Raw genomic sequence first — 25452 nt, forward strand, 5'->3', positions numbered from 1 at the left:
TGATACTTTCACTTCTTAACCCGTTCCACCAGCTCCAATTGGTCTACGCTAACATTAGTCGTGAAAATACCATAGTTTACAATCGCCTTGTTTTTTTCAAGGGTATCTATAGACCCCACCGCTTTACCATCTTGCATACGCACGCGATCGCCTACCTTAAAAATAGGCCGTGGTTTGTTTTTTTCTTTGATAATCGCTTTTTTCTTTTCGACAATCTTCTTTTCACGAATTACCTTCACCTCTTTTTGAACCTCCTGTATAACCTTGGCTTTTTTGGTGCGTTCCACCTTTGCTTCCTTGGCGGTTTTCTTTTTCCGCTTGCTGTTTTCGGTTTCTACAATCCGCAATAGCTCAGAAACCAATGAGCGTTTCTTTTTGTCAATAAAATAACGGTCTGCCGCCTTATCTATCTTATTGCCCAGTTGTACCATACGCTGATCATGGTCATATAATTCTTGGTAATTCTCTAGTTTGCTCTTTACTTTAGCATTGAGCATCTCTAAACGGGAAGCCTCTTCACGTGCTTTAGACTCTTCTTCTTGAAGCCTAGAACCTGTTTGAGCCATTTTACTGCGTTCTTTCTGTAATTTGGCTATAGTAGCATCAAAACGGACCTTCCCTCGCTCTATCTTCTTCTTTGCTTTGTTTATCAAGCTATAGGGTATACCATTCTTTTGGGCAACTTCAAAGGTAAACGAGCTACCTGCTTCACCCAAAACCAACTGAAATGTAGGTTCTAGAGTTTTGCTGTTAAATACCATGTTGGCATTTGTGGTATGTGGCAACTCATCTGCCAATGCCTTTAAGTTGGCATAATGCGTAGTAATCACACCATACGCACCACGTTCGTAAAAAACTTCCAAAAAGGCTTCAGCAAGTGCACCACCCAATTCGGGGTCACTACCGGTACCGAACTCATCAATAAGAAACAGGGTTTCATCATCACAAATCCGTAAAAAGTTCTTCATATTCTTTAAACGGTAGCTATATGTACTTAGGTGGTTTTCTATGGATTGATTATCTCCAATATCCGTAAGTATCGTATTGAACAAACAAACAGAACTTCTTTCATGAACAGGAATTAGAAGTCCTGATTGAAGCATTACTTGAAGTAAACCGATTGTCTTTAAAGTTATACTTTTCCCACCTGCATTTGGTCCACTGATTACAATTATCCGGTTTTCGGCATGCAATTCTATGGTCTGCGGATAGGTTTTTGCACGTTGTAATTTATTGCTCAAATATAACAAAGGGTGAAAAGCATCTCGTAAATACAATCGCTTTTCATCATTAATTTTCGGCAACAAGGAATTCGTATCGCGAGCATAAGCTGCTTTTGCTGCAGTAATATCTGTGTGTGTTAGAAAATTCTGATATTCTTCCAATAACCATGCAAATGGCCTTATTTGGTTCGTAAGCTCGTTTAGTACACGCTGAATTTCTTCTTTCTCGTCATATTCCAGATTATTCAGCTCTCGGCTATATTTTAAAGTAGCTTCAGGTTCTATATAAACGATGCTGCCCGTTTTGGAGGTGCCCATGACAGTTCCTTTCACTTTGCGGCGGTACATGGCTTTTACTGCCAAAACCCTGCGGTTCTCAACAACGGACTCCCGTATATCGTCTAAATAATCAGAACCGTGATAGGTATTTAGAGCAGATGCAAAACTCTGCCCAATTTTACCTTTCACCTGATTCATCTGACGGCGAATGTCGAAAAGCTTGTTGGATGCCCTGTCTTTCACTTCACCAAAACGGTCAATGACTACCTCAATTTCCTTAGGAATATCCGTATTCAACTCAACTTTATCAGAAACCTCAAAGAGTAGGGGGTAATACTCCTTAAATTTTTTGAGGAATTTTTTATGGGAGGCTACCGTAGTACAGATAGTCCCAATTTTTTTAAAACTAGAAACCTCAAGGGTTGTATTTTCTATTCGGAGTAACTGAAGTTCTTTGTTTATGGTGTCAAAACCATGAGGTGGGATTCTATTTTCATTCTCAAAAGAGGATAAATACTCTGCCGTTTGCCCTAAAATTTCAACAACAGCTTCCTTATCCGACATCGGAACGATTTCCAATGCGCGTTCCTTTCCCATTTCCGTTGAGCAGCGTGCCGAAACTTGCTTTAAAACAGTGGGGAATTCTAGGTCTTGTACGGTCTTAGCGTGAATATTTGCCATTCTTATTTAATTGCGACGGCAAAGGTAGGCATTGATAGTGAAATGTGAAACGCGTTATCACATGGAGTAGAAGCAAGAAGCATAAATTACTCAATGCGTCTTCCTACTGTGGTGAAAGAAAGTCCTTGTTGTGACATAGTGGAATTCATAACGCCCTCGAATAACGGCTCAGGACACCCTTTTGGGACTTTCCATTCAATTAAAAAATTAGAACCTGTACCCCCTTCAGTATCAACTTCGTCAATAATAATTTCGGTAGTTTCCATGGGAGCCAAATAGATGGGGTGGTCAAAATACGTTCTGACGGATTTTCCATGTGTATCAAAGTACTCCGCTTTTGTAAGGTATACCGTGTCTTTATCACTTGTATTTCGCAGACTTGCCATAGCGGTTAAATTATGGGTCTTATGCTCAGATATACTGTAAATCTGAGAATATATAGAAAGGTAAGTCTTTCCGTATTCCAATGAATCCTTGGCAGAAATAGCAACCTTTCGCTTTGTCCAGTTTTCCGGGTTAACAGAACTTATTTCTTTTTTGTCTGGAATGCAGCTAAATAGCAATGATACCGTTAGTAGAGATAAAACACACTTTTTCATTTTTATGGATATTTAAAGCCAACCTTCCTTAGCCAATGCACTGTAAATTTTAAGTAATTTTGAAATTGATGATAAAAAAAGCTTCATTCTGGAAGGTTTTTATTGAGTATAACATCTATTATCAGAAATTACCCTTGCTATACAAAAATGATAATAATAAATGACAGTACAAATACATAACAGTTGGTTAAAGCCACTTTCTGGAGAATTTGAACAACCCTACTTCAAAGAATTGATGGAATTTGTTGAAAATGAGTACAAGGAACACCTTTGCTATCCTAAAATAGAGGATGTATTCGCAGCTTTTCATTATAGCCCGTTTGACAAGACCAAAATTGTTATTATTGGGCAAGACCCGTATCATGGTCCTGAGCAAGCAAACGGGTTATGCTTTTCGGTTAAAGATGGGATATCTCATCCACCTTCGTTAAGAAATATCTTTAAGGAGATTGAAACCGATTTAGGCACCCCCTATCCCGAAAGTGGAAATCTTGAGCACTGGGCAAGCCAAGGCGTTCTCCTTCTGAATGCCACCCTAACAGTACGTGCTCATGAAGCTGGAAGCCATCAGAAAAAGGGTTGGGAAATTTTTACCGATGCTGTAATCAAGAAACTATCCGATGAAAAAGAAGACCTCGTTTTTTTACTCTGGGGTGGGTTTGCTAAAAAGAAAACTAAACTAATTGACAAGAATAAACACCATATCCTAAATTCCGGTCACCCATCGCCTTTAAGTGCTAATCGTGGGTATTGGTTTGAAAACCATCACTTTAGTCAGGTTAATGAAATCCTTAAGAAAAAGGGGTTAGAGCAAATTACTTGGTGAATCAATAATTTTTAAGCAGATATAACATGTTACTAAAGGTTTCTCTTAGCTTATAAGCTAATATTTTGCGATTATGATAAAATATCTGATAAATTAACAATAAATACCTTACGTTTTGGGTTATTTATTTAATTTTAAATAAGATTTTTTATCTAAACACTAGACGCAGCACTAACCAACAAAAAAACCATGAAAAATTTAGAGCAATTAAATTCAATATTACTTATTGATGATGATGAAATAAACAACATCTTACATTCAGTTTTTATTAATAAACTAGATTTGGGTTTAGAAGTTAATACAGCGCTAAATGGTATAGAGGGCCTTGACTTTATTTTGGGTGATGGTGAGGTAAAATTAGAATTGCCATGCATGGTAATGCTTGATTTAAAAATGCCTATTATGGACGGATGGGAGTTCATGAAAGCATATGAAGAATCTGTTCCAAAAGAATTGAAAGATCAAATCACCATAGTTCTAGTAACTACAAGTGATAATCAAGAGGATAAGGATAGAGCGGAAAGCAATGAGTTTATTGATGATTTCTCTCAAAAACCTTTATCTGACGATACTTTTAGGTATTTGATTCAAAGTCATTTCAACCTAGTCGTTATTTAAGTTAATTTAAGATTTTTGATAGGGAAATAGGTTTATCAATTAGATTTAATTCTCTTAAGGTGTCTTGAACTTTTGTTAGAGTAGCTTCTGGAAGTTGCTTCTGGCTCCATTGCGTTATTCTTAACCATTCCTGAATATCCTCTAGTTGTTGTGCGTATCTGTTTGCTAAGCTACGATCTATGCTTGGTATTTGTTTAAATTCAGAAGTATAGTTATTGATTACCTCTAAAATATGTCGTAGGATATTTTCTTCTTCGTTCAGAAACTTCTGGGTAGCAGCAATCACAAAACAAGGCCATGGAGTAGGGCAGTCGCCCAACCTTCTAAAAACACCTTTATCTACTAATGGTTTTGTTGTGAAGCGTTCCCACATAAAATAATCGGCAGTTCCTTCCGTTAAGGCTGCAACAGCACCGTCAAGATTGTTTATGATTTCAAATCGTAACGAATCTGTAGGCCACCCTTTGTTTTGTGCGTTTACAAAAGCCATAAGGTGACTTCCGCTACCCATACGACTAATGGCCGCTTTAGAGCCTTTTAAGTCAGCTATGGACTTGTATTTGCTTTTTGCACCTACGTGTATGCCCCATTGTAGAGGCGTAGAAATATATTCTTGTACAATTTTAGAGGAGTTACCCTCAGTAATGCTTTTTACAAGTCCTTCGGTTAGAATTATAGCTAGGTCTGTTTCGTTATTTTGAAGCATTTGACACATTTTGCCTGTTCCCTCCGGAATTTCAGTCCATTCTAAGTCAATACCTCTTTCTTCAAAAGCGCCTTCTTCGATAGCCATATGCCAAGGGAGGTTAAAATGTTCTGGAACGCCTATAATTCTTACTTTTTTCATATGTATACTGTACTGCTTAAGGTTATAAAATTAAGAAAACCGAGTGATGAATATTAAATAAGACCCTTTATTTACCTACTTAAATTGCTTCTTTGTGAGTGTTTAGCGCTTTCTGAAGATACTCGTAAATAGCATATTGAGAACGGACTGGCTCATACTCTCCTTGGTCTACTGGTTTGTTACTGTCTTCTACATCTTGAACACGGGCCTTTACCGTATCGTTTAACTGAAGTTCTAGAATATCATTTAATTCATTGAAAATATCAGAATCTAAAATTGGGGTGAGCACCTCAATTCTTCGGTCCAGGTTCCGTGTCATCCAATCAGCAGAACCAATATACATTTTTTCGTCTCCATTATTATGAAACAAATAAATACGTCCGTGTTCCAAATACCGATCTACAATACTGGTTATAATAATGGGTGTACCCCCTCGCTCCAATTCCTCAATTGGCTTAGGGATTAAACAACAAAATCCGCGAACAATAAGACGCACTTGTACACCTGCTTCACTGGCACGGTATAATGCATCTATCATGGTTTGGTCTTCTAAGCTGTTCATTTTTGCCGTAATCTTAGCAGGAAGACCTGCTTTACTATTTTTAATCTCACTTTCAATAGATTTCAAGAACACGTTTCTAGTGTTAAAAGGAGAAACAAGTAGGCGTTTTAACTTTGGAATAATCAAACGACGTTTTAAAGTTGAAAACACTTGATACAAATCGTCAGTTATTTGATTTTGAGCTGTAAAGAGCCCATGGTCACAATAAATTCTTGAAGTCTTTGCATTGAAGTTTCCCGTGCCAATGTACGCGTATTTTTTTATGGAATCATTTTCTATTCGTTCTACTAAAGCAATCTTAGAATGAACCTTGATATTAGGAACGCTAAAGTAGACCTTGGCGCCATTCTCCTGAAATATTTTCCCCCATTCAATGTTGTTCTTTTCATCAAAGCGGGCTTTCGCTTCTACAAAAATGGTTACTTTTTTACCATTTTTAAGCGCTAAAAGTAACGCGTCTGTAAGCACGGATGATTTTGCGATACGATATAATGAAATTTTAATATGTAACACCTTATCATCTTTTGCTGCAGCAGAAATAAAATGCTCCACCACATCAAAACTTTGATATGGGAAATGCACCAATTGGTCTTTCTCTTTTATAGATGCGAAAATATCAGTGGTCTGAGATAATACAGGATGTGGTAAAGGCTCCTGAGCTTTATACGTTAAATTGGGATTATCAGTAGGATTACTTAAACTGAAAAAATCTGAAAGATTATGATATTGTCCTCCTGGAAAAAGGTCTATTACTCCAATTTCCAATGCCTCTCTAATGATTGTCCTGTATACCTCTGGCATTTTCGCATCATAAAGTAGTCGTGTGGGTTGACCGGATTTCCTTTGGTCTAAAGCATCATATATTTGATCTGCCAAAGGTGTATCTCCAAAATCATCTTCTAAATAAAGTTCAGCATCCCTTGAGAGTTTTAGTGAAAAGCTAGCTTCAATTGGCACGGGAGGTAAGAGCTTCTCTAAATTTAATTTAACAACATCATCTAAAAACATAAAGGAATGACCGTCACCCGGAAGTTGTACGAAACGCTCGTGGATATCTGAAGGTATACCTACAAAGTAGCATGCGCCATTCGCCTGAGCTACGAAAAAATAGAGTCCGCCATCTTCCAGTTTAGGTTTTTGTTCTGCTTTGGATACACTGCAATCATCCGAAATACTCTTAAAATAAGTGTCTAAAAACTGCTTTTGTACAGGATTGAGGTCTTCGCCTGTCAAGAAGTGCATATCTTCCTTGGCCAGCTCTTGAAAGATTTCTTCCATGATGCTGCCAAACCGCTGTTGTTGTTCATCTACAATACCCAGAATTTTTTTCAAGGTTTTGTTTGAGCGTAAAACCAGTTTCTTTCGAATCGATTTGTCAACGGATTTTAATTGTCGAAGTTGTGAAACACGCACTTGAAAGAATTCATCAAGATTTGATGAGAAGATAGCTAAGAATTTTAGCCGTTCCAAAAGGGGAGTGGTGGGATTGGCAGCTTCCAACAGTACTCTTTCATTAAAAGACAACCAATTTACATCACGGTGTTTGTACAATTCTTTATCCATAGCTCACAAAAATAACCAATCGCATACAGTTGAACCTAAAATTAGTGTTAACTGATTTATGTAGTTGTAAGCTTTTCTAAGGTATATTGAATCAGTTCTTCAACGGACTCGGTAGGATTTGCACTAAACTCTCCGTTGGCTCTATTTGCTAAAATACAATTCATGGAAACCGCACGATGTCCTAACAATTTTGAAAGCCCATAAATACCCGAAGTCTCCATTTCTAGGTTGGTTATCTTCACATCATTATAAGCAAAAGAGGCTAATTTCTCTTGAAGGTCAGCGTCACTAAGATTTAATCTCAAAACCCTACTTTGTGGGCCGTAAAAGCCTATATTGGTAACTGTTGTGCCTAATCGTATACGATTAGACAATAGCTTTTTACCTAGATTTTCATCATATTTTACAACATACGGCACTGATTTGTTGGGAGACCAATTCATATGATTGACAAAAGCATCCGAAACATCAGATTCTTGGATGGCATCACTTTCGTAAAAGTGTAAAAGACCATCAAAACCCATGGCGTATTCGCTCATCAAAAAGGAGTCGATTGGAATATCCGACCTGACAGATCCGGAAGTGCCAATTCTTACGATATCCAATACGGTCTTATTCGGTTTTACCGTTCTGGTGTCAAAATCAATATTGACCAATGCATCCAACTCGTTAAAAACGATGTCGATATTATCTGTCCCGATTCCTGTAGAAACCACCGAAATTCGTTTTCCGTTGAGTGTACCTGTATGGGTATAAAATTCTCGTTTCCCTTTTTTTACTTCTATGGAGTCAAAGAACTTGGAAACCGTTGAAACACGGTCAGGGTCGCCAACCGTAATAATAGTTTCCGCAATATCTTCGGGTAATAAGTTTAAATGATAAATGCTCTTGTCGGCATTTAAGATAAGCTCAGAGGCGCTTAATTGCATGCAGTTACAGCTTTAGAATTCTGTTAGCTTCGGTATTGTAAAGAAAATTATACTTTAACGCGCCACCAAGGTATACGTCGTTATCTTGAATACAGGAATAGTAGCTTGTTTTGTTTTCCAATATTTCTTTTCCTTTTTTGGTAAGTCTTACTGGGTTAAAAGAAGAGAATAAAGGTTTTAGTCTTCCTAAGGCCCGATCGTATTGCGTATCTGCAAATCCTAATAAACCTTGATTCTGAAGAATTTCAGTAACAAAAGCTCCTTTAGAAGTGGGTTTTTTATCTATTGCAAGTCTTAAGATGTCATTTTCCATTTGATTGAGTCCATTCTTTATACTTGGAAAACGGTGTAAATGCGTACGAACTGCTTCGCCTAAGTAGTTGAATTGGAATTCACCAAAATCAGACAAATTCTCTAAACGTATGGGATTGTCACTGCAATATAGTTGCCAAACATAATCCGCATACTCAATATCATCCTGTGTCAGTTCTACTTTCTTTTTATATAATTCCTGCAGCTGGTCATCGTTTAAATCGTTTAGACTGTACATTTTATCTGTACTATCTTCTTTGCCACTACAGACTAAAGAAACTTGAGCGTATTTACGATTGGTTTTAAGCCAACTGAGCACGGCTATCATGTTTACTTGACAAAAAAGATCGTACTCAAACCAGAGTACGATCTCATCTTGTTGTTTATGGTTACAAAGGGATCGGTATTCTTTTAGGGTTTTTTCAATAAACCATGATTTTGATACCTTGTAGTTTTTATTTAAGAATTCAAAGCGAGCTTTCCAAAAAGATTCGCTTCCCACATTAGTAAGTGTTTTACCTTCACATAGCATCTCACGCCACGTGATAATGTCACCCTTTATTTTTAGTGATTTTAATCTATCCGTAAAGCTGTCTCCGTTAGTGATGTGCAAAAGGGAACTCATGTAGGGTGTATTATAAGGTTCAAGTGAATAAAAGTACTATTTATTAAAAAAAAAGCAAAAATAATTAACAGAATTAAAGATGTCTTCAATAACCCTTGTTAACCCCCTTATTTATTGGGTTTATCCTCCAACTCGCTTCACAGCGAAACCTTTTTCTTTCAATAAGACCATAATTTTATCTCTATAATCGCCTTGAATTATGATTTGTTCATTTTTAAAAGTACCTCCTACACTTAATTTAGTTTTAAGCTCCTTCGCCAATTTTTTAAAATCACTTTCCGCACCGTTATAACCTTCTAATATAGTAATAGGTTTCCCTTTTCTTTTTTCGTACTTGCAGATAATAGGATCGTCCTGTAGCCAGATATCACTTTTCTCTTCTGCCGGTGTTTCAGTTTCTTCAGGCTCGTGTTCTGGAAAGAGATTTTTTAATTGGTCCTGTAAATCCATTGTTATCCTTTTATAAGTCCTAGTTCAATCAAACGCTCATGCAAGAATTCGCCTGCTGTAGTATCCTCAAATTGCTTTGGATGGGCATCATCTACACAATTTCCCAAACAATTAAGGGGCATTTCACTTATAGGGTGCATAAAGAAAGGGATAGAATAACGTGACGTTCCCCAAAGTTCCTTAGGCGGATTCACTACTTGGTGAATGGTAGACTTTAATTTGTTATTGGTAAGTCTAGACAACATATCCCCAACATTTATCATTAACTGATCAGGCCGTGCAATAGCATCTACCCATTCGCCTTCATGGTTTTTTACTTGAAGTCCACGTCCATGTGCACCCATTAGTAAGGTGATAAGGTTAATGTCGCCATGAGCGGCTGCCCGAACAGCATTTTTAGGTTCAGATGTAATAGGAGGGTAGTGAATAGGGCGTAATATAGAATTACCATTTTTTATGTAATCATCAAAATAAGTTTCTTCCAAATTAAGGTGAAGAGCCAGAGCCCGAAGCACATATTTGGCTGTTTTCTCCAACATCTGGTACGTTTCCTTTCCAACGGCATTGAACTTAGACAGTTCGTCAACCATAACGTTATCTGGATATTCTGCTTCCAATTTAGGGTTATCTTGCACATACTGTCCAAAATGCCAGAACTCTTTTAAATCGCCTTCTTTTTTACCTTTAGCATGTTCTTTTCCAAAGGAAGTATACCCGCGTTGGCCACCTATTCCTTCTATTTCATAAGAATCTTTTACTTCTTGTGGAAGGTCAAAAAACTTCTTTATTTCATCGTAAAGATTCTTTACTAAATCATCTGATAGAAAGTGGCCGCTCAAGGCTACAAAGCCAATATTCTCAAAAGCAGAACCAATTTCTTTTATGAACTTCTCTTTTCTTTCGTTACTATCCGAAACAAAATCCTGTAAATCTACACTAGGTATTGCACTCATGACGTTGCTTTATAAATTTTATCAAAGTTAGTAAAATCTACTCAACTATTATATATAACAAAGCAAGCGGGAGATGTGGTATTTTTGCTACTTTTATCTACCTAATTGGAAACACATCCCCAGAATTTTATGCAAGACGATAAAAAGAATATAGACGAAGTAGTCTCTCTAAAGCTTTATAAAGACCTTCTACGTCCACGGATGATAGAGGAAAAGATGCTGATTCTTTTGCGACAGGGTAAAATATCTAAATGGTTTAGTGGTATTGGACAGGAAGCCATTTCAGTAGGGGTGACAAATGCGTTGAATGATGATGAGTATATATTGCCAATGCACAGAAATCTAGCCGTGTTTACCACTCGTGGTGTTCCCTTACACCGACTCTTTTCTCAATGGCAAGGTAAAATGAATGGCTTTACAAAAGGGAGGGACCGTAGTTTTCACTTTGGAACGCAAGAGTACAAAATTATAGGAATGATCAGTCACCTAGGTCCGCAGTTAGGAGTAGCCGATGGTATTGCTTTGGCCGAAAAGCTTCAAAATAGAAATGCGGTTACAGCTGTTTTTACAGGCGAAGGTGGTACTAGTGAAGGTGATTTTCATGAAGCCTTGAATATTGCATCGGTATGGGATTTACCCGTTATTTTTTGTATTGAAAACAATGGTTATGGCCTTTCTACTCCAACAAAAGAGCAATATAACTGTAAAAATCTAGCGGATAGAGGGCTAGGCTACGGAATTGAATCGTATACGATTTACGGAAATGATATTATTGGGGTATATACCAAGGTTAAAGAGATTGCGGAAGATTTGCGGGAAAATCCACGCCCGGTTTTAATTGAATTTCAAACCTTTCGCATGCGCGGACACGAAGAGGCAAGTGGCACCAAATACGTTCCTGATGAGCTCATGGCAGAATGGGCAGAGAAAGACCCTATTTCTAATTATGAAAAACTCCTTCTAGAGGCAAAATTACTATCAGAAGAAAAAATTGAAACTCTAAGAACTGAAATTGAAACGGAAATCAACACTAATTTAAAACTAGCCTTTGATGAGGCAGAAGTTGAATCCAATACGGAACAAGAACTGTTAGATGTATTCGCGTCTTTTGAATATAAAGAAACGAACCCGGGGAGTGTTGTTGAACATATTCGTTTGGTAGATGCCATTTCAAAAGGCTTAAAGCAGTCCATGGAAAAACACCCTAATTTGGTAATCATGGGACAAGATGTGGCCGATTACGGAGGTGTTTTTAAAATTACGGAAGGTTTTATGGATGCTTTTGGAAAAGAGCGGGTACGGAATACCCCAATTTGTGAATCTGGAATTGTTTCCACTGCAATGGGATTATCAATTAAAGGAATGAAAGCAGTTGTAGAAATGCAATTTGCAGATTTTGTAAGTAGCGGATTCAACCCTGTAGTGAACTATTTAGCTAAATCCCACTATAGGTGGAATGAGAAAGCAGATGTGGTTATTCGTATGCCTTGTGGTGGCGATGTAGGTGCTGGCCCGTTTCACTCCCAAACCAACGAAGCTTGGTTTACTAAAACTCCAGGTCTCAAAGTTGTTTATCCGGCCTTTCCGTATGATGCAAAAGGATTATTGGGTACAGCAATTAACGACCCTAATCCGATTCTATTTTTTGAACATAAAGCGTTGTACCGAAGTGTTTATCAAAATGTCCCCGCAGATTATTATACCCTACCTTTCGGCAAAGCAGCTTTATTGAAGGAAGGGCAGGACATAACTATTGTTTCTTATGGAGCAGGAGTGCATTGGGCTTTGGACACGTTGGAGAAGCATCCGGATATTTCCGCAGATCTTATTGACCTGCGAACATTAGCCCCTTTGGATATTGAATCCGTTTACAAATCTGTAGAAAAAACAGGAAAGCTTATTATTCTTCAAGAAGACAGTATGTTTGGTGGTATTGCCAGTGACATTTCGGCTATGGTCATGGAAAATAGGTTTCAGTATTTAGACGGACCTGTTAAACGTGTGGCCAGTATGGAAACACCGATTCCTTTTTCAAAAATACTAGAAAACAATTATTTACCAAAAGAGAGGTTTGTTACGGCACTTAAAGAGCTCCTTGCTTATTAGTAATTGAGCAAACATCTTATTCTTTCACAGTAGTGTACACTTTAGCAAAACGACATCTTTGTGGTATTAATAATTGTTTAACGGTCTATTAGCAACTTTGACGCAAACTAAACCGTATCTATGCAAACTTTAATTCAAAAATATGATCAAAAATAGCATATTGATGCTGACCCTATCACTTGTAGTCACATCATGTTCTCTGTCAAAAAATGTGCGTGAAGAACGCAAAATAATTAATGGTAACTGGATTTTGGAAAATGTTGGTTACGAAAGCAATGGAGGTTCTTTTAAATCCATGCTTTTTAATGATGCTAATGGCTTTTGTTTTGAAGGGAGTACGTGGTATTTCTTAGAGAACAACAGTACAGGCAGTTATACCATACCTACCACTAATAGTGTTTGCTCTGGTGGAGCTAGAAATATTAGATGGTCAGTTTTAGAGAATGAAAATGGTAACAATAAGTTACAATTCAAGTATATAGATGAAAAGAAAAAAGACATTTATGGCAGAACTGGGTATCGCCTAGATATCGTTTCTTTATCAGCATCTCAAATGACTTTAAAGTCTGATGTGAATGTGGATGGCAGTCCGGTTTCGGTCGTTTATAAATTTTCAAAACAATAAAATATAGTCACATGAAAAAAATAGCTTTAAAATCAATATACATCGTTATGGCAATGACCATGGTTGTAAGTTGTAAAACGGTACAGAATGCCAATAGCAAACAAAAAGGTGCTGTAATAGGTGCAGGTAGTGGTGCAGCGATTGGTGGTATTATAGGAAACAATGTTGGAAGCGGTAACAATACGGTATTAGGCGCTATTCTTGGCGCTGCTATTGGTGGTGTGGCTGGCGGATATATTGGAGATCGTATGGACCGTCAAGCAGAGCGTATTGAAGAAGAAATTCCGGGTGCAGAGGTAAGTCGTGTGGGTGAAGGAATCAATGTTACTTTTAATGAGGATGCAGGTGTTTATTTTGATACCAACAAATCTGATGTAAAAGGAACTTCTCAAACTACATTGAATAGTATGGCCCAAATCTTAAAAGATTATCCAAAATCTAATGTTTTGGTAGAAGGTCATACGGATAGTGCTGGGCCAGATGATTATAATATGACTTTATCTAAACAAAGAGCTACGTCAGTAACAAACTACTTAACTGCTCAAGGTATTGATAAAAGCCGATTAGAAACTAAATGGTACGGTGAGTCTCAGCCTGTAGGCGATAACACTACCACGGAGGGTAAAGCTAAAAACAGACGAGTAGAATTGGCCATTGTAGCCAGCGAAGCACTTAAACAAGAAGCAAAACAAAAAGTGAAAGGATAATAATCCTACGTAATCACATAATTTTGGAAAAATACCGACAATTTATGTCGGTATTTTTTTTGGCCAAATTTACTATCTTCCGCTAGTGGAGCAATATGACGTAATCATTGTTGGTGGAGGATTAGCTGGTTTAACGGCTGCTATCCATTTGGCAAAAGTAGGCCATGCCGTATTGGTTTTTGAAAAAGAAGTTTATCCACATCATAAAGTGTGTGGTGAATATGTATCTAATGAAGTACTTCCATATTTAATAAGTTTAGGGGTGGATTTAAAAGATCATGGAGCCATTTCAATTGACACTTTAAAATTTTCAACCGTGAAGGGTATAGTTCTAGAGACTAAGTTACCTCTAGGGGGAACAGGTATTAGCCGGTATGCTTTTGACAATTTGTTGTATAAAAAAGCAGTTTCATTAGGGGTGGACTTTGTTTTTAAAATTGTAAGTGAAATTAGATTTCAAGGTGCTGTTTTTAAAACGGTTACCATTGACAATGAAACATATACTTCAAGAATTCTTATTGGTGCATATGGCAAGCGAGGGGCTCTGGACAAGCAGTTGAATCGTAGTTTTATTCAGCAAAAATCTTCTTGGCTTGCGGTCAAGAGTCACTATAGACTAGATAGTTTTCCAGAAAATGAAGTAGGCCTTCATAATTTTAAAGGGGGCTATGGTGGGCTATCAAAAACCGAATCAGGTGCAATTAATTTCTGTTATCTCACATCTTACAAAAGTTTTCAGCTGGAAAAGGATATTGAGAAATTCAACACCAGAGTTGTTCAAAAAAACCCGATTTTAGAAGAATTTTTGACTCATGCAGAACCGCTTTTTGAGTCGCCCTTAACTATAGCACAAGTATCTTTTCACGCTAAAAGCCCGGTAGAGCAACATGTTATCATGTGCGGTGATACGGCTGGCTTAATTCATCCCCTTTGCGGGAACGGGATGGCTATGGCTATCCATAGTGCTAAAATAGCATCAGAATGTATAGATGCGTTTTTATCGGGAAATGAAATAGACCGAATAAAGATGGAAGGGGCTTATGTGAAAAAATGGAATCGTACTTTTAAAAGAAGATTATGGTTTGGAAGACAATTACAATCTGTACTACTGAATCCTACTTGGTCTAGCTTTGCCATGACACTAGTAGTAAAACAACCTTGGCTTTTAAAACAACTAATTAAAAATACCCATGGGAAACCCATAAAATAATGAGCGATTTTTTAAAACGAAGTGTGGAACCTGAACTTATGGATGATTTATCCTTAGATCAAACTCTTCTTAAAAAGGTTTTATTAGATATTGATCATGCTAATCGTTTTTTGAATGGAAACAATCTTACTATTCAGGCTTTAGATAGTCTAATATCAGGAAAAAACAAAGAATCATATACGATTTTAGACATGGGTTGTGGTGACGGAAGTATGCTTAGAGCGGTTGTTTTATGGGCTAGAAAACAAAACATTGGTATTACTTGTATCGGAGTTGATCTGAATGATAAAAGTCTTGAAATAGCAAGTGAAGAATCGAAGCATTTTCCTGAAATTCAGTATTGGAAACAAGATATTTTACAGTTGAAACCAGACAAATTGGAGTGTGATATATTATTGTGCACCCTTACAATGCATCATTTTAAAAATGACCAAATTCCTCAATTTCTAGAACAGTTTTCAAAATTGAGCCGAATCGGATTTATTATTAACGATTTACATAGAAGTGCTTTAGCGTATCAACTTTTTAAACTCTTTAGTGCTATTTTTATACGAACAGATATAGCCAAAAGTGATGGTCTTATCTCTATAAAAAGTGGTTTTAAGATGAATGAGTTACTAGCACTTTCTAAAAACCTACCTAAAATGAAGCATACTATCAACTGGAAATGGGCCTTTAGATATGTATGGGTTGCCCAACAAAAACGACCGACTTAAATATATGAATGAAGTTCGAATAGTAAAAACAGTCAAGCAATTGCCTGATTATTGCAAACCAACCAAGGAAATTTTGCCCTTAGTGAATCTTTGGCTTTCTGGTCAAGAAGATCGTTTTAGACGTAAGGTCATTAAGATTTTTGAAGGCGCAGCTGTAGATAAACGCTATAGTATTATGCAGCCGGAAGAGGTTTTTATTGCAACTTCCTTCGAAGAGAAAAACAATATATATGTTCGTGAAATCAAGAAATTAGGAAAGAAGGTCCTAGAGAAAGCATTAATCCAAAGCAATTGGCAAGCAGATTCCATAGACTATATTATTACGGTGAGTTGCACGGGTATTATGATTCCTTCTTTGGATGCCTATTTAATTAATGATTTAGGATTACGACAAGATGTGGTACGCCTTCCAGTTACTGAAATGGGATGTGCTGCTGGTGTTTCTGGTTTGATTTATGCGCACAATTTCCTAAAGTCTAATCCAGGGAAACGTGCAGCGGTAATTGCTGTTGAGAGTCCTACTGCTACATTTCAGTTAAATGATTTTTCTATGGCCAATATGGTAAGTGCTGCCATTTTTGGCGATGGTGCTTCCTGTGTACTTATGTCTTCGGAAGAAAAAGCAATGGGTCCCATGATAAAAGGGAGTGAAATGTATCACTTTACCGATGCTACACACATGATGGGTTTTGATTTAACGAACCACGGTCTTAAAATGATTTTAGATATATCCGTACCTGAAACTATAGCTGAACATTTCCCGAATATTGTACACCCCTTTTTAAAAAAGCATGGCACATCCATAGATGGAGTTGATCATTTAATTTTTCATCCTGGAGGAAAGAAGATAGTCCAGACGGTTGAAGCGCTGTTTGGAAAAATGGGGAAGAATATTGATGATACACGTGAGGTATTGCGCCAATATGGGAATATGAGCAGCGCAACCGTACTTTATGTTTTAGAGCGATTTATGGAAAAAGATATAAAAAATGGAGAGCAAGGACTCATTCTGAGTTTTGGTCCGGGTTTCTCTGCCCAACGGGTTTTATTGGAATGGTAACATATGGAAGTGATAAAATAATATGAAAAAACAGTGGGTACTTATTCTTGGAGGGAGTAGCGGACTAGGTTTGGCAACCGCTAAAAAAATGGCGCGTAACGGATATCACCTCATAATTATACATAGAGATAGGAGAACTGATTTAGAAGAGATTAACACTCATTTTAAAGAAATCACTTCAAGGGGTGTGGAGCTATTGAGTTTTAATATTGATGTTGCGAATTCTAGTAAAAGGAAGGAAATTATTGATGAGATAAAATCGACATTAGACCATTCAGGGAAAATCAAAATGTTAGTCCACAGCATTGCTAAAGGAAGCCTAAAACCTATGACTTCAAACAAAGAAATCACTTTAAACCATCAAGATATAGAAATCACCCTAAATGCCATGGCTTTAAGTCTTTACGATTGGATAAAAGAGCTTTCTGCACAAAATCTATTTGATGAAGATGCGCGTGTTGTTGCCTTTACCAGTGAGGGTAGTAGCAAAGCGTGGGAAGGCTATGCAGCTGTTTCTGCAGCTAAAGCAACTCTGGAAGCGCTTACACGAAGTATTGCATTGGAATACGCCTCAAAAGGAATTAAAGCCAACTGCATACAAGCAGGAACTACAGATACCAAGGCATTTCAAATGATACCCAATAGCGATAGTTTAAAGAAAAACGCCCTTAACCGTAACCCTAATAAACGTTTAACTACACCTGAGGATGTGGCCAATGCCGTTTATCTGTTGAGTACTGATGAGGCAAAATGGATTACGGGAACCGTGATAAAAGTGGATGGAGGGGAGAGTTTGCGTTAACCCCTCCCTTCGGCTGCGCTCAGGAAGGGGTTGTGTCTGCCTGCGCTCAGGAAGGGGTAAGAGTACAGAACATAAACCTTTTTGGCTGCGCTCAGGAAGGGGTTGTGAGATTTGTGCCTGTGATTACGCGCTGCGCAATCTAATTTAAAACAGAATATTATAAAATGACGAAAACAGAACTTATAAACCAATTACCGTACGGCCTTCCGTTCTTGTTTGTTGACGACCTGCTAAAGGTGAGTAGGGATGGGGTGAAAGGCACCTATTTGTTTTCTAAGGATTCGGATTTTTACAAAGGGCATTTTAAAGAGGCTCCGGTAACGCCAGGTGTACTTTTGACCGAATGTTGTGCGCAGATTGGCTTGGTGTGTTTGGGTATCTTTCTGTTGTCTCAAGCAGATGATTTTACACCAAAAGGGATGCAAATCGGTATGAGTAGCTCTCAGATGGATTTCTTGCTTCCAGTACAACCGGACGAAAAAGTAACGGTTACCTCTGAGAAAGTATATTTTAGATTCAATAAGTTGAAATGCAAGGTAAAAATGCACAACTCCCAAGGGGAATTGGTCTGCAAAGGTGAGATATCCGGAATGTTTAAAACTGAAGGAAATGCGTAGAAGAGTTGTAATAACTGGCATGGGAGTTTGTGCGCCTAATGGAATTGGTCTTGATAGTTTTGCTGAAGCAATGGAGCAAGGCAAGAGTGGTATTCGGTTTCAGGCTCAATTAAAAGCGCTTGAGTTTGCTTGTCAAATCGCAGGGAAACCTGAGTTGACCGATGAGCTTTTAAATCAGTATTTTACACCCTTACAATTACGCGGACTCTCCGCCACGGGAATTATGTACGGTGTAATTGCAGGTGCCGATGCATGGAAGGATGCCGGATTACCAGTAGCCAAAAAGGACAAACCAGATTGGGACAGCGGTATTCTCTTCGGATCTGGAACGCTGGGGGTGGATAAGTTTCATGAGGCTATACATCTTGTAGATGCAAAGAAAGTCCGTCGTTTGGGAAGTACAACGGTTATCCAAACTATGGCGAGTGGCGTTAGTGCCTATTTAGGCGGTATTTTAGGTTGCGGCAATCAAGTGACAACAAATTCTTCCGCTTGTACAACAGGAACGGAAGGTGTTCTTATGGGTTATGAGCGTATTGCCAACAGTCATGCAGAACGTATGTTGGTAGGTAGTTGCAGTGATAGCGGACCCTATGTTTGGTCCGGCTTTGATGCCATGCGGATTCTTCCTAGAAATTATAACAATAACCCTGAAGTTGCCAGTAGGCCTATGAGTGCTTCGGCGGTAGGTTTTGTGCCGGGAAGTGGGGCAGGAGCCTTAGTTTTGGAATCTTTGGAGAGTGCCAAAGCACGCGGAGCCAAAATCTATGCAGAAGTCTTAGGGGGTGCTATAAATAGTGGTGGGCAACGTGGTGATGGTACAATGACCGCACCTAATAGTGAAGCGGTACAACGTTGCATTTCTCAAGCGGTTACGAATGCAGGAATAGAAAATGATGCTATTGATACCATAAACGGACATTTAACTGCTACGACCAAAGATGCATTAGAGATTGCAAATTGGAGTGCAGCTTTGGGGCGTTCAGGAAATGATTTTCCCTACATCAATTCCTTTAAAGGGCTTTTTGGACATTGTTTATCTGCTGCAGGGAGTATTGAATGTGTGGCAGCAGTACTTCAGTTTAAAAAATCTCAAGTGTTCGGGAATAAGAATTGTGAGGATTTACATCCAGAAATCACGCAAATAATTGAAGCTGAACGTATCCCTCAAAAAACAATAACACATCAACCTAGTATCTTAGCAAAAGCTAGTTTCGGTTTTGGAGATGTCAATGCTTGTGTTATTTTTAAAAATTATACGGCTTGAGAAAGAGCAAGAGAATCAATCGACTTAAAAACTATGGATCAAGAGACTAAATACAACAAACTTAAAGATATTATTAAGGTCTATTTACCTGAAGATGTTTCGGTAGATGCCATTACAGCAGAGAGTCATTTTATTAGTGAACTTAATATTAATTCGGCCAATTTAGTGGATATAGTTCTAGATGTTGAAGATGAATTTGATATCATGCTAGAGAATGCAGATATGGACCAAATGCAAACCGTACAAGATGCACTCGGCATTATAGACGCAAAACTTGGAGTCTAAATGATTAATCGTTTTGCGGTAACTCTTCTTTTGTCTTCTTTTCGGGAATTAATAAGGACGCGCCAATACCTGATAAAAGCGCCACGGATATGACAACTAGAGATAGCCATTCTGGTAATTCCACTTGATGGGAAAATAACATTTTAAGCCCTACAAAGGCCAATATAACTACCAAGCTATAATTTATATAACGGAATTTCTCCAACATTCTAGAGATAAGGAAATACATAGAACGCAAACCAAGAATAGCCAATATGTTAGAACTGAATACAATAAAAGGGTCTGCAGTAATGGCTAAAATAGCAGGAATACTGTCCAAAGCGAACAACACATCCGTAAGTTCAATAACCACTAAGGCCACGAAAAGGGGAGTGGCGGCGCGTAAACCTTTCAGTCTTACAAAAAAGTCATGCCCGTGAAAGTCAGATGTTATTGGATAAATTTTACCTATTTGCTTGAAAATCCATGAATCCTTGGGTTTAAAGTTTTCGTCATCGCCCTTAAGCATCTTAAAAGCCGTCCATAATAGGAACACCCCAAAGACATAAATAATCCACTCAAATTTAGTAATCAGCGCCACGCCAAAGAGAATCATCAACCCTCTAAAAACAATAGCACCCAAAATACCCCAGAACAACACGCGATGTTGGTAAAGTGCCGGAATCTTAAAAGCAGAAAATATAACCGCAATAACAAAAACGTTATCTATACTAAGCGATAATTCTATGAGGTAGCCAGTTATATACTTCAGAACGGCATTATTGGGAGTTAAGTTGGTGGGATTTTCTATAAGCCCTTCGGTAAACAACCAATAAATAACACCGCTAAAGGCCAAGGCCACGGAAACCCACACGGCAGTCCATATAGCAGCTTCTTTACTTTTAATGACATGCTCATCTTTGTTGAACACGCCTAAGTCTAACGCAAGGAAAACGATAATAAGAGCAATAAAAAGTATCCAAACCCACATACTATATAGTTTTTACGGCTGCGAAGATACTGTTTTTTGGAGTTTGTGTAGACGCATTAAATAACGTCTTTAACTCAATTGAAATCAACTTAAGAAAGAATTATTTATGATATGAACGATAATCATATTACCGTTGTTTTTCAATACATTACTATTCGTTGTTTGTAGTAAAAATGAGAGTAACCACAACCTTGTTATCTGTTCTTTCTTTTTGGATTGAAATTCCATAATCTGATGAAAATAGGGTAGTAGTACCCACTAATTTGGACTGTTTTCTTAAAAAGTTGATGGTGATAGACTTTGAGGTACCCTTTAAGGTAAGGGTTCCTGTAACGGAAAAACCATTTGTTGTATCTACAATTTTAGTACTTTCAAAACTGATTTTTGGATAGTCATCTGAATTAAAGTATTTACTACCTTTTAGATGCCAGTCCCTAAGAAAGTTGCCCGTTTTAATAGTTTCTACGTTTACAGAACCTTTAAATTTGGAATTGGTTATAGAGGTAAGGTTTAGTTCTGATTTTGATTCAAAACCCGATAGGCTGCCGTCCACATTTTTTGAAACAAAACGAAATGTAATTTCAGCTGATGTAATACTAGTTTGGTCTTGAGCATGTAGCATGCAGCCACTGATTAGCAGTGTTATGAATAGGATGTAAATAGATTTCATGAATGCGGTGCTATTGTAGTTTTACAAAGGTAAGTCATTTGAAAATACCGATGACCCGAACATATTTGTCGGCATAAATACAATCTAAAGTGTAAACTAGTACCGTTTTTGGTAAATTAGTATCTTTATAACAGAACTAATATGAAGTAATTATGAAAACCCCCCTTTTTATGATCGCGGCTTGTATTCTTATGGGTACATGTGGATTATCTGCTCAAGAAATTAAAGAAAAGAAATCTGAAATCACCAAGTATACGGTTATGGAGCGTTTTGAGCCTAAAGTTATGTTGACTATAGAAGAACGTACCCAGTTACGAGAGGAACGTTTGGCAGAAACCAAAAGACGTAAGGAAATATTGGATACTTTAGATATTTCAGAAAGAAAAAGACAACGGTTACTTCAAGATTTAATAACGGAACCATTCTCGAATAGGTTATCCAGAACCATGGCCGAAATTGAATTTGAGGACGAAGAATAAAGAATATATACCACCTAAACGGAAAATACCTCCATAGAGCAAATTGCTTTTTGGGGGTATTTTTTTGGTTACGAACGTATATTTTGACTTTCAAAGCAATTTTTCTGAAGATAATGGGTTTGTTTAGAATAGATTTTCAGGAGTTTATACTGTTAAGAGTTCAATAAGTCGATAAAGGGCTTGAGCTTATAATTTTTTGAAGGTCGTCAAAATGGTTCTTTAAATCTAAAGATTATTTCTGTTGTTACTCCTTTAAGTTCAATTGATTAGCTGTTGATAAGTTGTTAATAAAATTACATATTTCACTTTGTGACATAGTATAGCAAACATCATTAATTTAATGTTAAAGTCTGATTATATGGGTGTTAAGGTGAAAACTGTAGGATTTTTTTTTATAACTTAGAGGAACACAGTTTATCTCAACAACCCAAAACTCTACACCTATGACAACAACTCAGCGCCCTTCATCAAAAGTAGAAGAAAACGACAAAAATGCCATTGTTGTAAGACTTCAACGAAATCAAAAAGACCTGGTTCAATTACGAACGAAACTCAATTCGTACCGTTGTGAGCCAAAAACCTATTCGCTTTATGAGCGAATAGAATCGCTACGAAGTAAAATGGATTCTTTAAGCCATTCCAATAGTGAAATTATATCGGCATTACAGGATACTCGTAAAACGGTTAACATTCATTTAGAACGTGCTAAAAGACATCTTACTGAATTTAGGAGACTGAATGACGGTGTAGAAGAGTATCTACATATTTGTACCGGACACTAATTTTTTAACAGTCAAACTTATTTAAAAAACACCTAATGTGAACGTTAGGTTAAATTTATGCTGTCTCATATCAAACCTGAGTATTTGTAGTGTATATTTGATGCGCAAAATCAGAAAGCACTATTTAAGTAGGTTTGATATGGAACAGATATTGACAGCAACATTTACCAAACAAGAAGACATTCAGACCAGCGAGCTCCAATTGCAAAGGTTGGACCGTAATCTAAAAGACATAGGGCAACTTTATGCTAAATTGAATTCGTATATGTGCGAGCCACAGACGTATAATCAATTTTTACGTTTAGACGAACTTAAAGAAGAAGCAAAAGTCTTAAGAGATACCAATAGAAGTATTAGTTCTAAATTACGCAAAGAGCCAAACTCAGCTGCACGTTGCTACCGTTTATTTTTAAACTACTTACAAGGTTTTGACGTTTTCGTAAGTGACGTAGCCAGATACGTAAAAACGGTATAAGATTCCAATATATATTTGAAACCAAGAAACTGTACGATAGTGCAGGGTTAAATTTTCTATTTTACATAATATAAATTATAGTACAAAGTATAACATTTGAACCACACAAAAGAATATACGTTTATAAGCTATAATTCTATATTATATAAAATAGCCCTCAAGCTCCGAGAATCGATTAAAACTTACAACAGGGTCATTAAACTTTTTTAAGCGGTGTCTGCGACGCATATTTTCATTTGTACCATAATTTGCCGTTATGTAAAATTGCCGCTACCAAACGTTCGATTACTTTTTAAATTATAAAATGCTGAAATACGCATTTTAAATTTAAACACAATTTTCCAACGCTTGGCCAGCGCCAAAAAAAGCAAAACTTTTAGATTATTTTGAAATACACGATTTATAAGAAACTATAAGTCGATAAATTTTTCACGAACATTTCGTCAGATTGCCGCAAGAGCTAAAATTTTCTCTGCGAGTAAAATTCTTAGCACTTGCTACCACTTAGCTCTGTTTCAACAATTACTTAAAGTACTTCTAATATTATGTCAAATAGAATTTAAACATTGTAACCAGTAACCGTAATGTTTTATCTTTTTTTCTTGATACGGCAAAGTATACTTTGAGCGAGATGATGTAGCAGCGAAACAAAAAAATCAAGGTTATCAGATAATTTTGGAAACAATGAACGGCTCGGTCGCTAAATTTTAGGATCCATTGTAACTCTTAAGACTGCTTTAAGGTAAAAGAACCAACATGGCAATCAACAATTATTGTAACCAGCCCCCTAAAATTCTTAACGCCCCTCTCCCCTATTGTTTTGCCAAAATTCTCTTAGGCCCATAAAATCGCGATTACTTTAATTAGCTTCAGTCAAGCCCATATCATAAAACATTAATCGAGGCACATGCTTACATGTTTCAACTTATTTTTATCAATTTTGAATATCCTAGATAAAAATTTTTCCACACCAGTTTAATATCTTTTTGGGCAGCATACTTATTAATGTTTCTAAAATATCGCTCATCTACATTCCTAATAGCTGGTAACATAAACCCAAGTAAAATATCGTGATCAGAAATTTTAGGAAACTCTAAAGAAAGCCGATGCGCATTATTCAATCCTTCCAAATGATTTTTATGAAATTTTCCACTATTGTGGAAGATGCTCAAGTTTTGATAATACTTATAAAGTTCAGATTTACTTGTTATGACATCTTCTGTTTTTATCTTAAGTATTGATGGACTCCAGAGTAGCCTTGCAACAAATGCATTGGAATAGGCTAGTAATCTGGCTTCTGCTTCTCCTCTAGAATGAGCCTTACTTATTTCATCAAACATAGCATAAGAAATTCCTATTAGAGCAGTTGTTATTCCAATGGCTGCAAGAAGTCCACCGAAGGACCCAATCAGGCTAAATCCAAGTCTGGCAGCACTTACAAGATTCATTATTTTTTTGTAAATAGGCATAGAATATTTCTTGTAAAGGGTAACGGATGATTCGGGAAGTAGGTTTCTTTTAATCCCCTGTTTTATAATTGCCTTTAATAAATCATAAGAAACTCCAACATCGATAAGTGCTTCACCAACAAAAGAAAATTGAATTTCATGTCCCCTAATATTCAATTTAAAAGTTTCAGTTTCTATGGGAATAGTCAGAAAGAAAAGATAAATACTAAGCTTCCATTTTAATTTGTAAAAGCTTCGCTCCGGCATTACATTGATTTCCGGTACTCCAAAATCAATTTCGATGTTACCAGAAACAATAATACCTTTCCTTGTTGTTAGATAAAATTGATCAAGATTTTTTAAAAATTTTGTTTCATTTCCTAACAGAAGAAAGTCTTCAAAAAGTTTATAAAACTTATTTAAATTAAGGGGTAATAAATGCTTTGTTGTTTTTGTACTTAAGTTTTTTCCAACTTTTCGTATTGTTTCTTTTGTTACTAGGTTTTTTATATCCTCTATATTGGTTACAGGAATATCTTTGTGAAATTCTTTTAAAAGAACTTTTTTAACTTCAATATATCCTTTGAATTTTATGGCAAATGCTAATTTTGACGTTGATTTTTTAACTCTTTCCGTTTCGGTTACAAATTCAAAAATTAAATTAGTTTTATTAGTAACTTGATTATGTAATAATATTTGAGAACCATACTTGTTTTCAGTTGATTTTTCTCCACCACTCATGCTTTAAACGTAAGGTGTTATTAAA

At 36.9% G+C, this 25452-nt stretch carries 26 protein-coding genes; 15 read left to right on the plus strand and 11 right to left on the minus strand.

The annotated features are described in order from the left end of the window. Window positions 1–8 precede the first annotated feature (8 nt). On the minus strand, window positions 9–2183 hold the full coding sequence (locus tag IWC72_RS16160) for an endonuclease MutS2 (protein WP_194530468.1): 2175 nt from the start codon (window positions 2181–2183) through the stop codon (window positions 9–11). Window positions 2184–2269: 86 nt separating this feature from the next. Beyond that, entirely contained in the window at window positions 2270–2782 is a 513-nt protein-coding gene (locus tag IWC72_RS16165) for a DUF3124 domain-containing protein (RefSeq protein WP_194530469.1), read from the minus strand. 160 nt (window positions 2783–2942) lie between these two features. Here IWC72_RS16165 and IWC72_RS16170 point away from each other — a divergent pair, with 160 nt between their 5' ends. Together IWC72_RS16170 and IWC72_RS16175 are read left to right on the plus strand one after the other, a co-directional pair. Then, window positions 2943–3608 carry a uracil-DNA glycosylase gene (locus IWC72_RS16170; RefSeq protein WP_194527212.1) on the plus strand — a complete coding sequence of 222 codons (666 nt, stop codon included), beginning with the start codon at window positions 2943–2945 and terminating at the stop codon, window positions 3606–3608. Window positions 3609–3797: 189 nt separating this feature from the next. Further along, window positions 3798–4226, plus strand: a complete 429-nt coding sequence (locus tag IWC72_RS16175) for a response regulator (protein ID WP_194527213.1) — start codon at window positions 3798–3800, stop codon at window positions 4224–4226. Between the two features lies 1 nt (window position 4227). Here the strand turns inward: IWC72_RS16175 and IWC72_RS16180 are convergent, their stop codons facing one another. From IWC72_RS16180 to IWC72_RS16205, 6 genes are all read right to left on the minus strand, one after another. Then, a complete protein-coding gene (locus IWC72_RS16180; RefSeq protein ID WP_194527214.1) occupies window positions 4228–5073 on the minus strand; it encodes a substrate-binding domain-containing protein in 846 nt (281 codons plus the stop codon). A gap of 79 nt (window positions 5074–5152) precedes the next feature. Beyond that, window positions 5153–7198 carry a polyphosphate kinase 1 gene (gene ppk1, locus IWC72_RS16185; RefSeq protein WP_194530470.1) on the minus strand — a complete coding sequence of 682 codons (2046 nt, stop codon included), beginning with the start codon at window positions 7196–7198 and terminating at the stop codon, window positions 5153–5155. 56 nt (window positions 7199–7254) lie between these two features. After that, window positions 7255–8127, minus strand: coding sequence for a nucleoside phosphorylase (locus IWC72_RS16190; RefSeq protein WP_194530471.1), 873 nt, complete (start codon window positions 8125–8127; stop codon window positions 7255–7257). Window positions 8128–8131: 4 nt separating this feature from the next. After that, entirely contained in the window at window positions 8132–9064 is a 933-nt protein-coding gene (locus tag IWC72_RS16195; RefSeq protein WP_194530472.1) for a DUF1835 domain-containing protein, read from the minus strand. A gap of 120 nt (window positions 9065–9184) precedes the next feature. Then, complete coding sequence (locus IWC72_RS16200; RefSeq protein ID WP_194527218.1) at window positions 9185–9514, minus strand: translation initiation factor; 330 nt, start codon at window positions 9512–9514, stop codon at window positions 9185–9187. 2 nt (window positions 9515–9516) lie between these two features. Then, window positions 9517–10467 carry an isopenicillin N synthase family dioxygenase gene (locus IWC72_RS16205; protein ID WP_194530473.1) on the minus strand — a complete coding sequence of 317 codons (951 nt, stop codon included), beginning with the start codon at window positions 10465–10467 and terminating at the stop codon, window positions 9517–9519. Between the two features lie 129 nt (window positions 10468–10596). Between IWC72_RS16205 and IWC72_RS16210 the strand changes: the two genes are divergently transcribed. The 10 genes from IWC72_RS16210 (at window position 10597) to IWC72_RS16255 (ending at window position 19862) form a co-directional block, all read left to right on the plus strand. Beyond that, the gene (locus IWC72_RS16210) at window positions 10597–12573 is read left to right on the plus strand and encodes an alpha-ketoacid dehydrogenase subunit alpha/beta (protein ID WP_194530474.1); all 1977 of its coding nucleotides are present in this window, start codon (window positions 10597–10599) and stop codon (window positions 12571–12573) included. Window positions 12574–12715: 142 nt separating this feature from the next. Further along, window positions 12716–13198, plus strand: coding sequence for a lipocalin family protein (locus IWC72_RS16215; protein ID WP_194530475.1), 483 nt, complete (start codon window positions 12716–12718; stop codon window positions 13196–13198). A gap of 11 nt (window positions 13199–13209) precedes the next feature. Then, window positions 13210–13905 carry an OmpA family protein gene (locus IWC72_RS16220; protein WP_194530476.1) on the plus strand — a complete coding sequence of 232 codons (696 nt, stop codon included), beginning with the start codon at window positions 13210–13212 and terminating at the stop codon, window positions 13903–13905. Window positions 13906–13990: 85 nt separating this feature from the next. Then, window positions 13991–15115: an NAD(P)/FAD-dependent oxidoreductase gene (locus IWC72_RS16225; protein ID WP_194530477.1), complete on the plus strand. Its 1125-nt coding sequence runs from the start codon at window positions 13991–13993 to the stop codon at window positions 15113–15115. Then, entirely contained in the window at window positions 15115–15831 is a 717-nt protein-coding gene (locus tag IWC72_RS16230) for a methyltransferase domain-containing protein (protein ID WP_194530478.1), read from the plus strand. The genes IWC72_RS16225 and IWC72_RS16230 overlap by 1 nt, the downstream gene beginning before the upstream one ends. Before the next feature lie 4 nt (window positions 15832–15835). Then, window positions 15836–16891: a type III polyketide synthase gene (locus IWC72_RS16235; RefSeq protein ID WP_194530479.1), complete on the plus strand. Its 1056-nt coding sequence runs from the start codon at window positions 15836–15838 to the stop codon at window positions 16889–16891. Window positions 16892–16913: 22 nt separating this feature from the next. Then, window positions 16914–17693 (plus strand): SDR family oxidoreductase, encoded by a 780-nt coding sequence (locus IWC72_RS16240; protein ID WP_194530480.1) that lies wholly within the window; start codon window positions 16914–16916, stop codon window positions 17691–17693. Window positions 17694–17857: 164 nt separating this feature from the next. After that, window positions 17858–18310 (plus strand): 3-hydroxyacyl-ACP dehydratase FabZ family protein, encoded by a 453-nt coding sequence (locus IWC72_RS16245; protein ID WP_194530481.1) that lies wholly within the window; start codon window positions 17858–17860, stop codon window positions 18308–18310. Continuing rightward, window positions 18303–19577 carry a beta-ketoacyl-[acyl-carrier-protein] synthase family protein gene (locus tag IWC72_RS16250; protein ID WP_194530482.1) on the plus strand — a complete coding sequence of 425 codons (1275 nt, stop codon included), beginning with the start codon at window positions 18303–18305 and terminating at the stop codon, window positions 19575–19577. The genes IWC72_RS16245 and IWC72_RS16250 overlap by 8 nt, the downstream gene beginning before the upstream one ends. Before the next feature lie 33 nt (window positions 19578–19610). Continuing rightward, window positions 19611–19862 (plus strand): phosphopantetheine-binding protein, encoded by a 252-nt coding sequence (locus tag IWC72_RS16255; protein WP_194530483.1) that lies wholly within the window; start codon window positions 19611–19613, stop codon window positions 19860–19862. A gap of 4 nt (window positions 19863–19866) precedes the next feature. Here the strand turns inward: IWC72_RS16255 and IWC72_RS16260 are convergent, their stop codons facing one another. Both IWC72_RS16260 and IWC72_RS16265 read right to left on the minus strand, forming a co-directional pair. Next, window positions 19867–20832, minus strand: a complete 966-nt coding sequence (locus IWC72_RS16260) for a TerC family protein (protein WP_194530484.1) — start codon at window positions 20830–20832, stop codon at window positions 19867–19869. 151 nt (window positions 20833–20983) lie between these two features. Next, window positions 20984–21454, minus strand: coding sequence for a YceI family protein (locus tag IWC72_RS16265; RefSeq protein WP_194530485.1), 471 nt, complete (start codon window positions 21452–21454; stop codon window positions 20984–20986). Between the two features lie 200 nt (window positions 21455–21654). On the opposite strand from IWC72_RS16265, the gene IWC72_RS16270 reads away from it, so the two are divergent. From IWC72_RS16270 to IWC72_RS16280, 3 genes are all read left to right on the plus strand, one after another. After that, window positions 21655–21981, plus strand: coding sequence for a hypothetical protein (locus IWC72_RS16270; RefSeq protein WP_194530486.1), 327 nt, complete (start codon window positions 21655–21657; stop codon window positions 21979–21981). 443 nt (window positions 21982–22424) lie between these two features. Then, on the plus strand, window positions 22425–22763 hold the full coding sequence (locus IWC72_RS16275) for a hypothetical protein (protein ID WP_194527233.1): 339 nt from the start codon (window positions 22425–22427) through the stop codon (window positions 22761–22763). A gap of 139 nt (window positions 22764–22902) precedes the next feature. Continuing rightward, window positions 22903–23238, plus strand: coding sequence for a hypothetical protein (locus IWC72_RS16280; protein WP_194530487.1), 336 nt, complete (start codon window positions 22903–22905; stop codon window positions 23236–23238). A gap of 920 nt (window positions 23239–24158) precedes the next feature. Here the strand turns inward: IWC72_RS16280 and IWC72_RS16285 are convergent. Then, entirely contained in the window at window positions 24159–25427 is a 1269-nt protein-coding gene (locus IWC72_RS16285) for a hypothetical protein (RefSeq protein ID WP_194530488.1), read from the minus strand. Window positions 25428–25452: the final 25 nt, after the last annotated feature.

This window comes from Zobellia roscoffensis, assembly GCF_015330165.1.
In the GTDB taxonomy this organism is placed as follows: domain Bacteria; phylum Bacteroidota; class Bacteroidia; order Flavobacteriales; family Flavobacteriaceae; genus Zobellia; species Zobellia roscoffensis.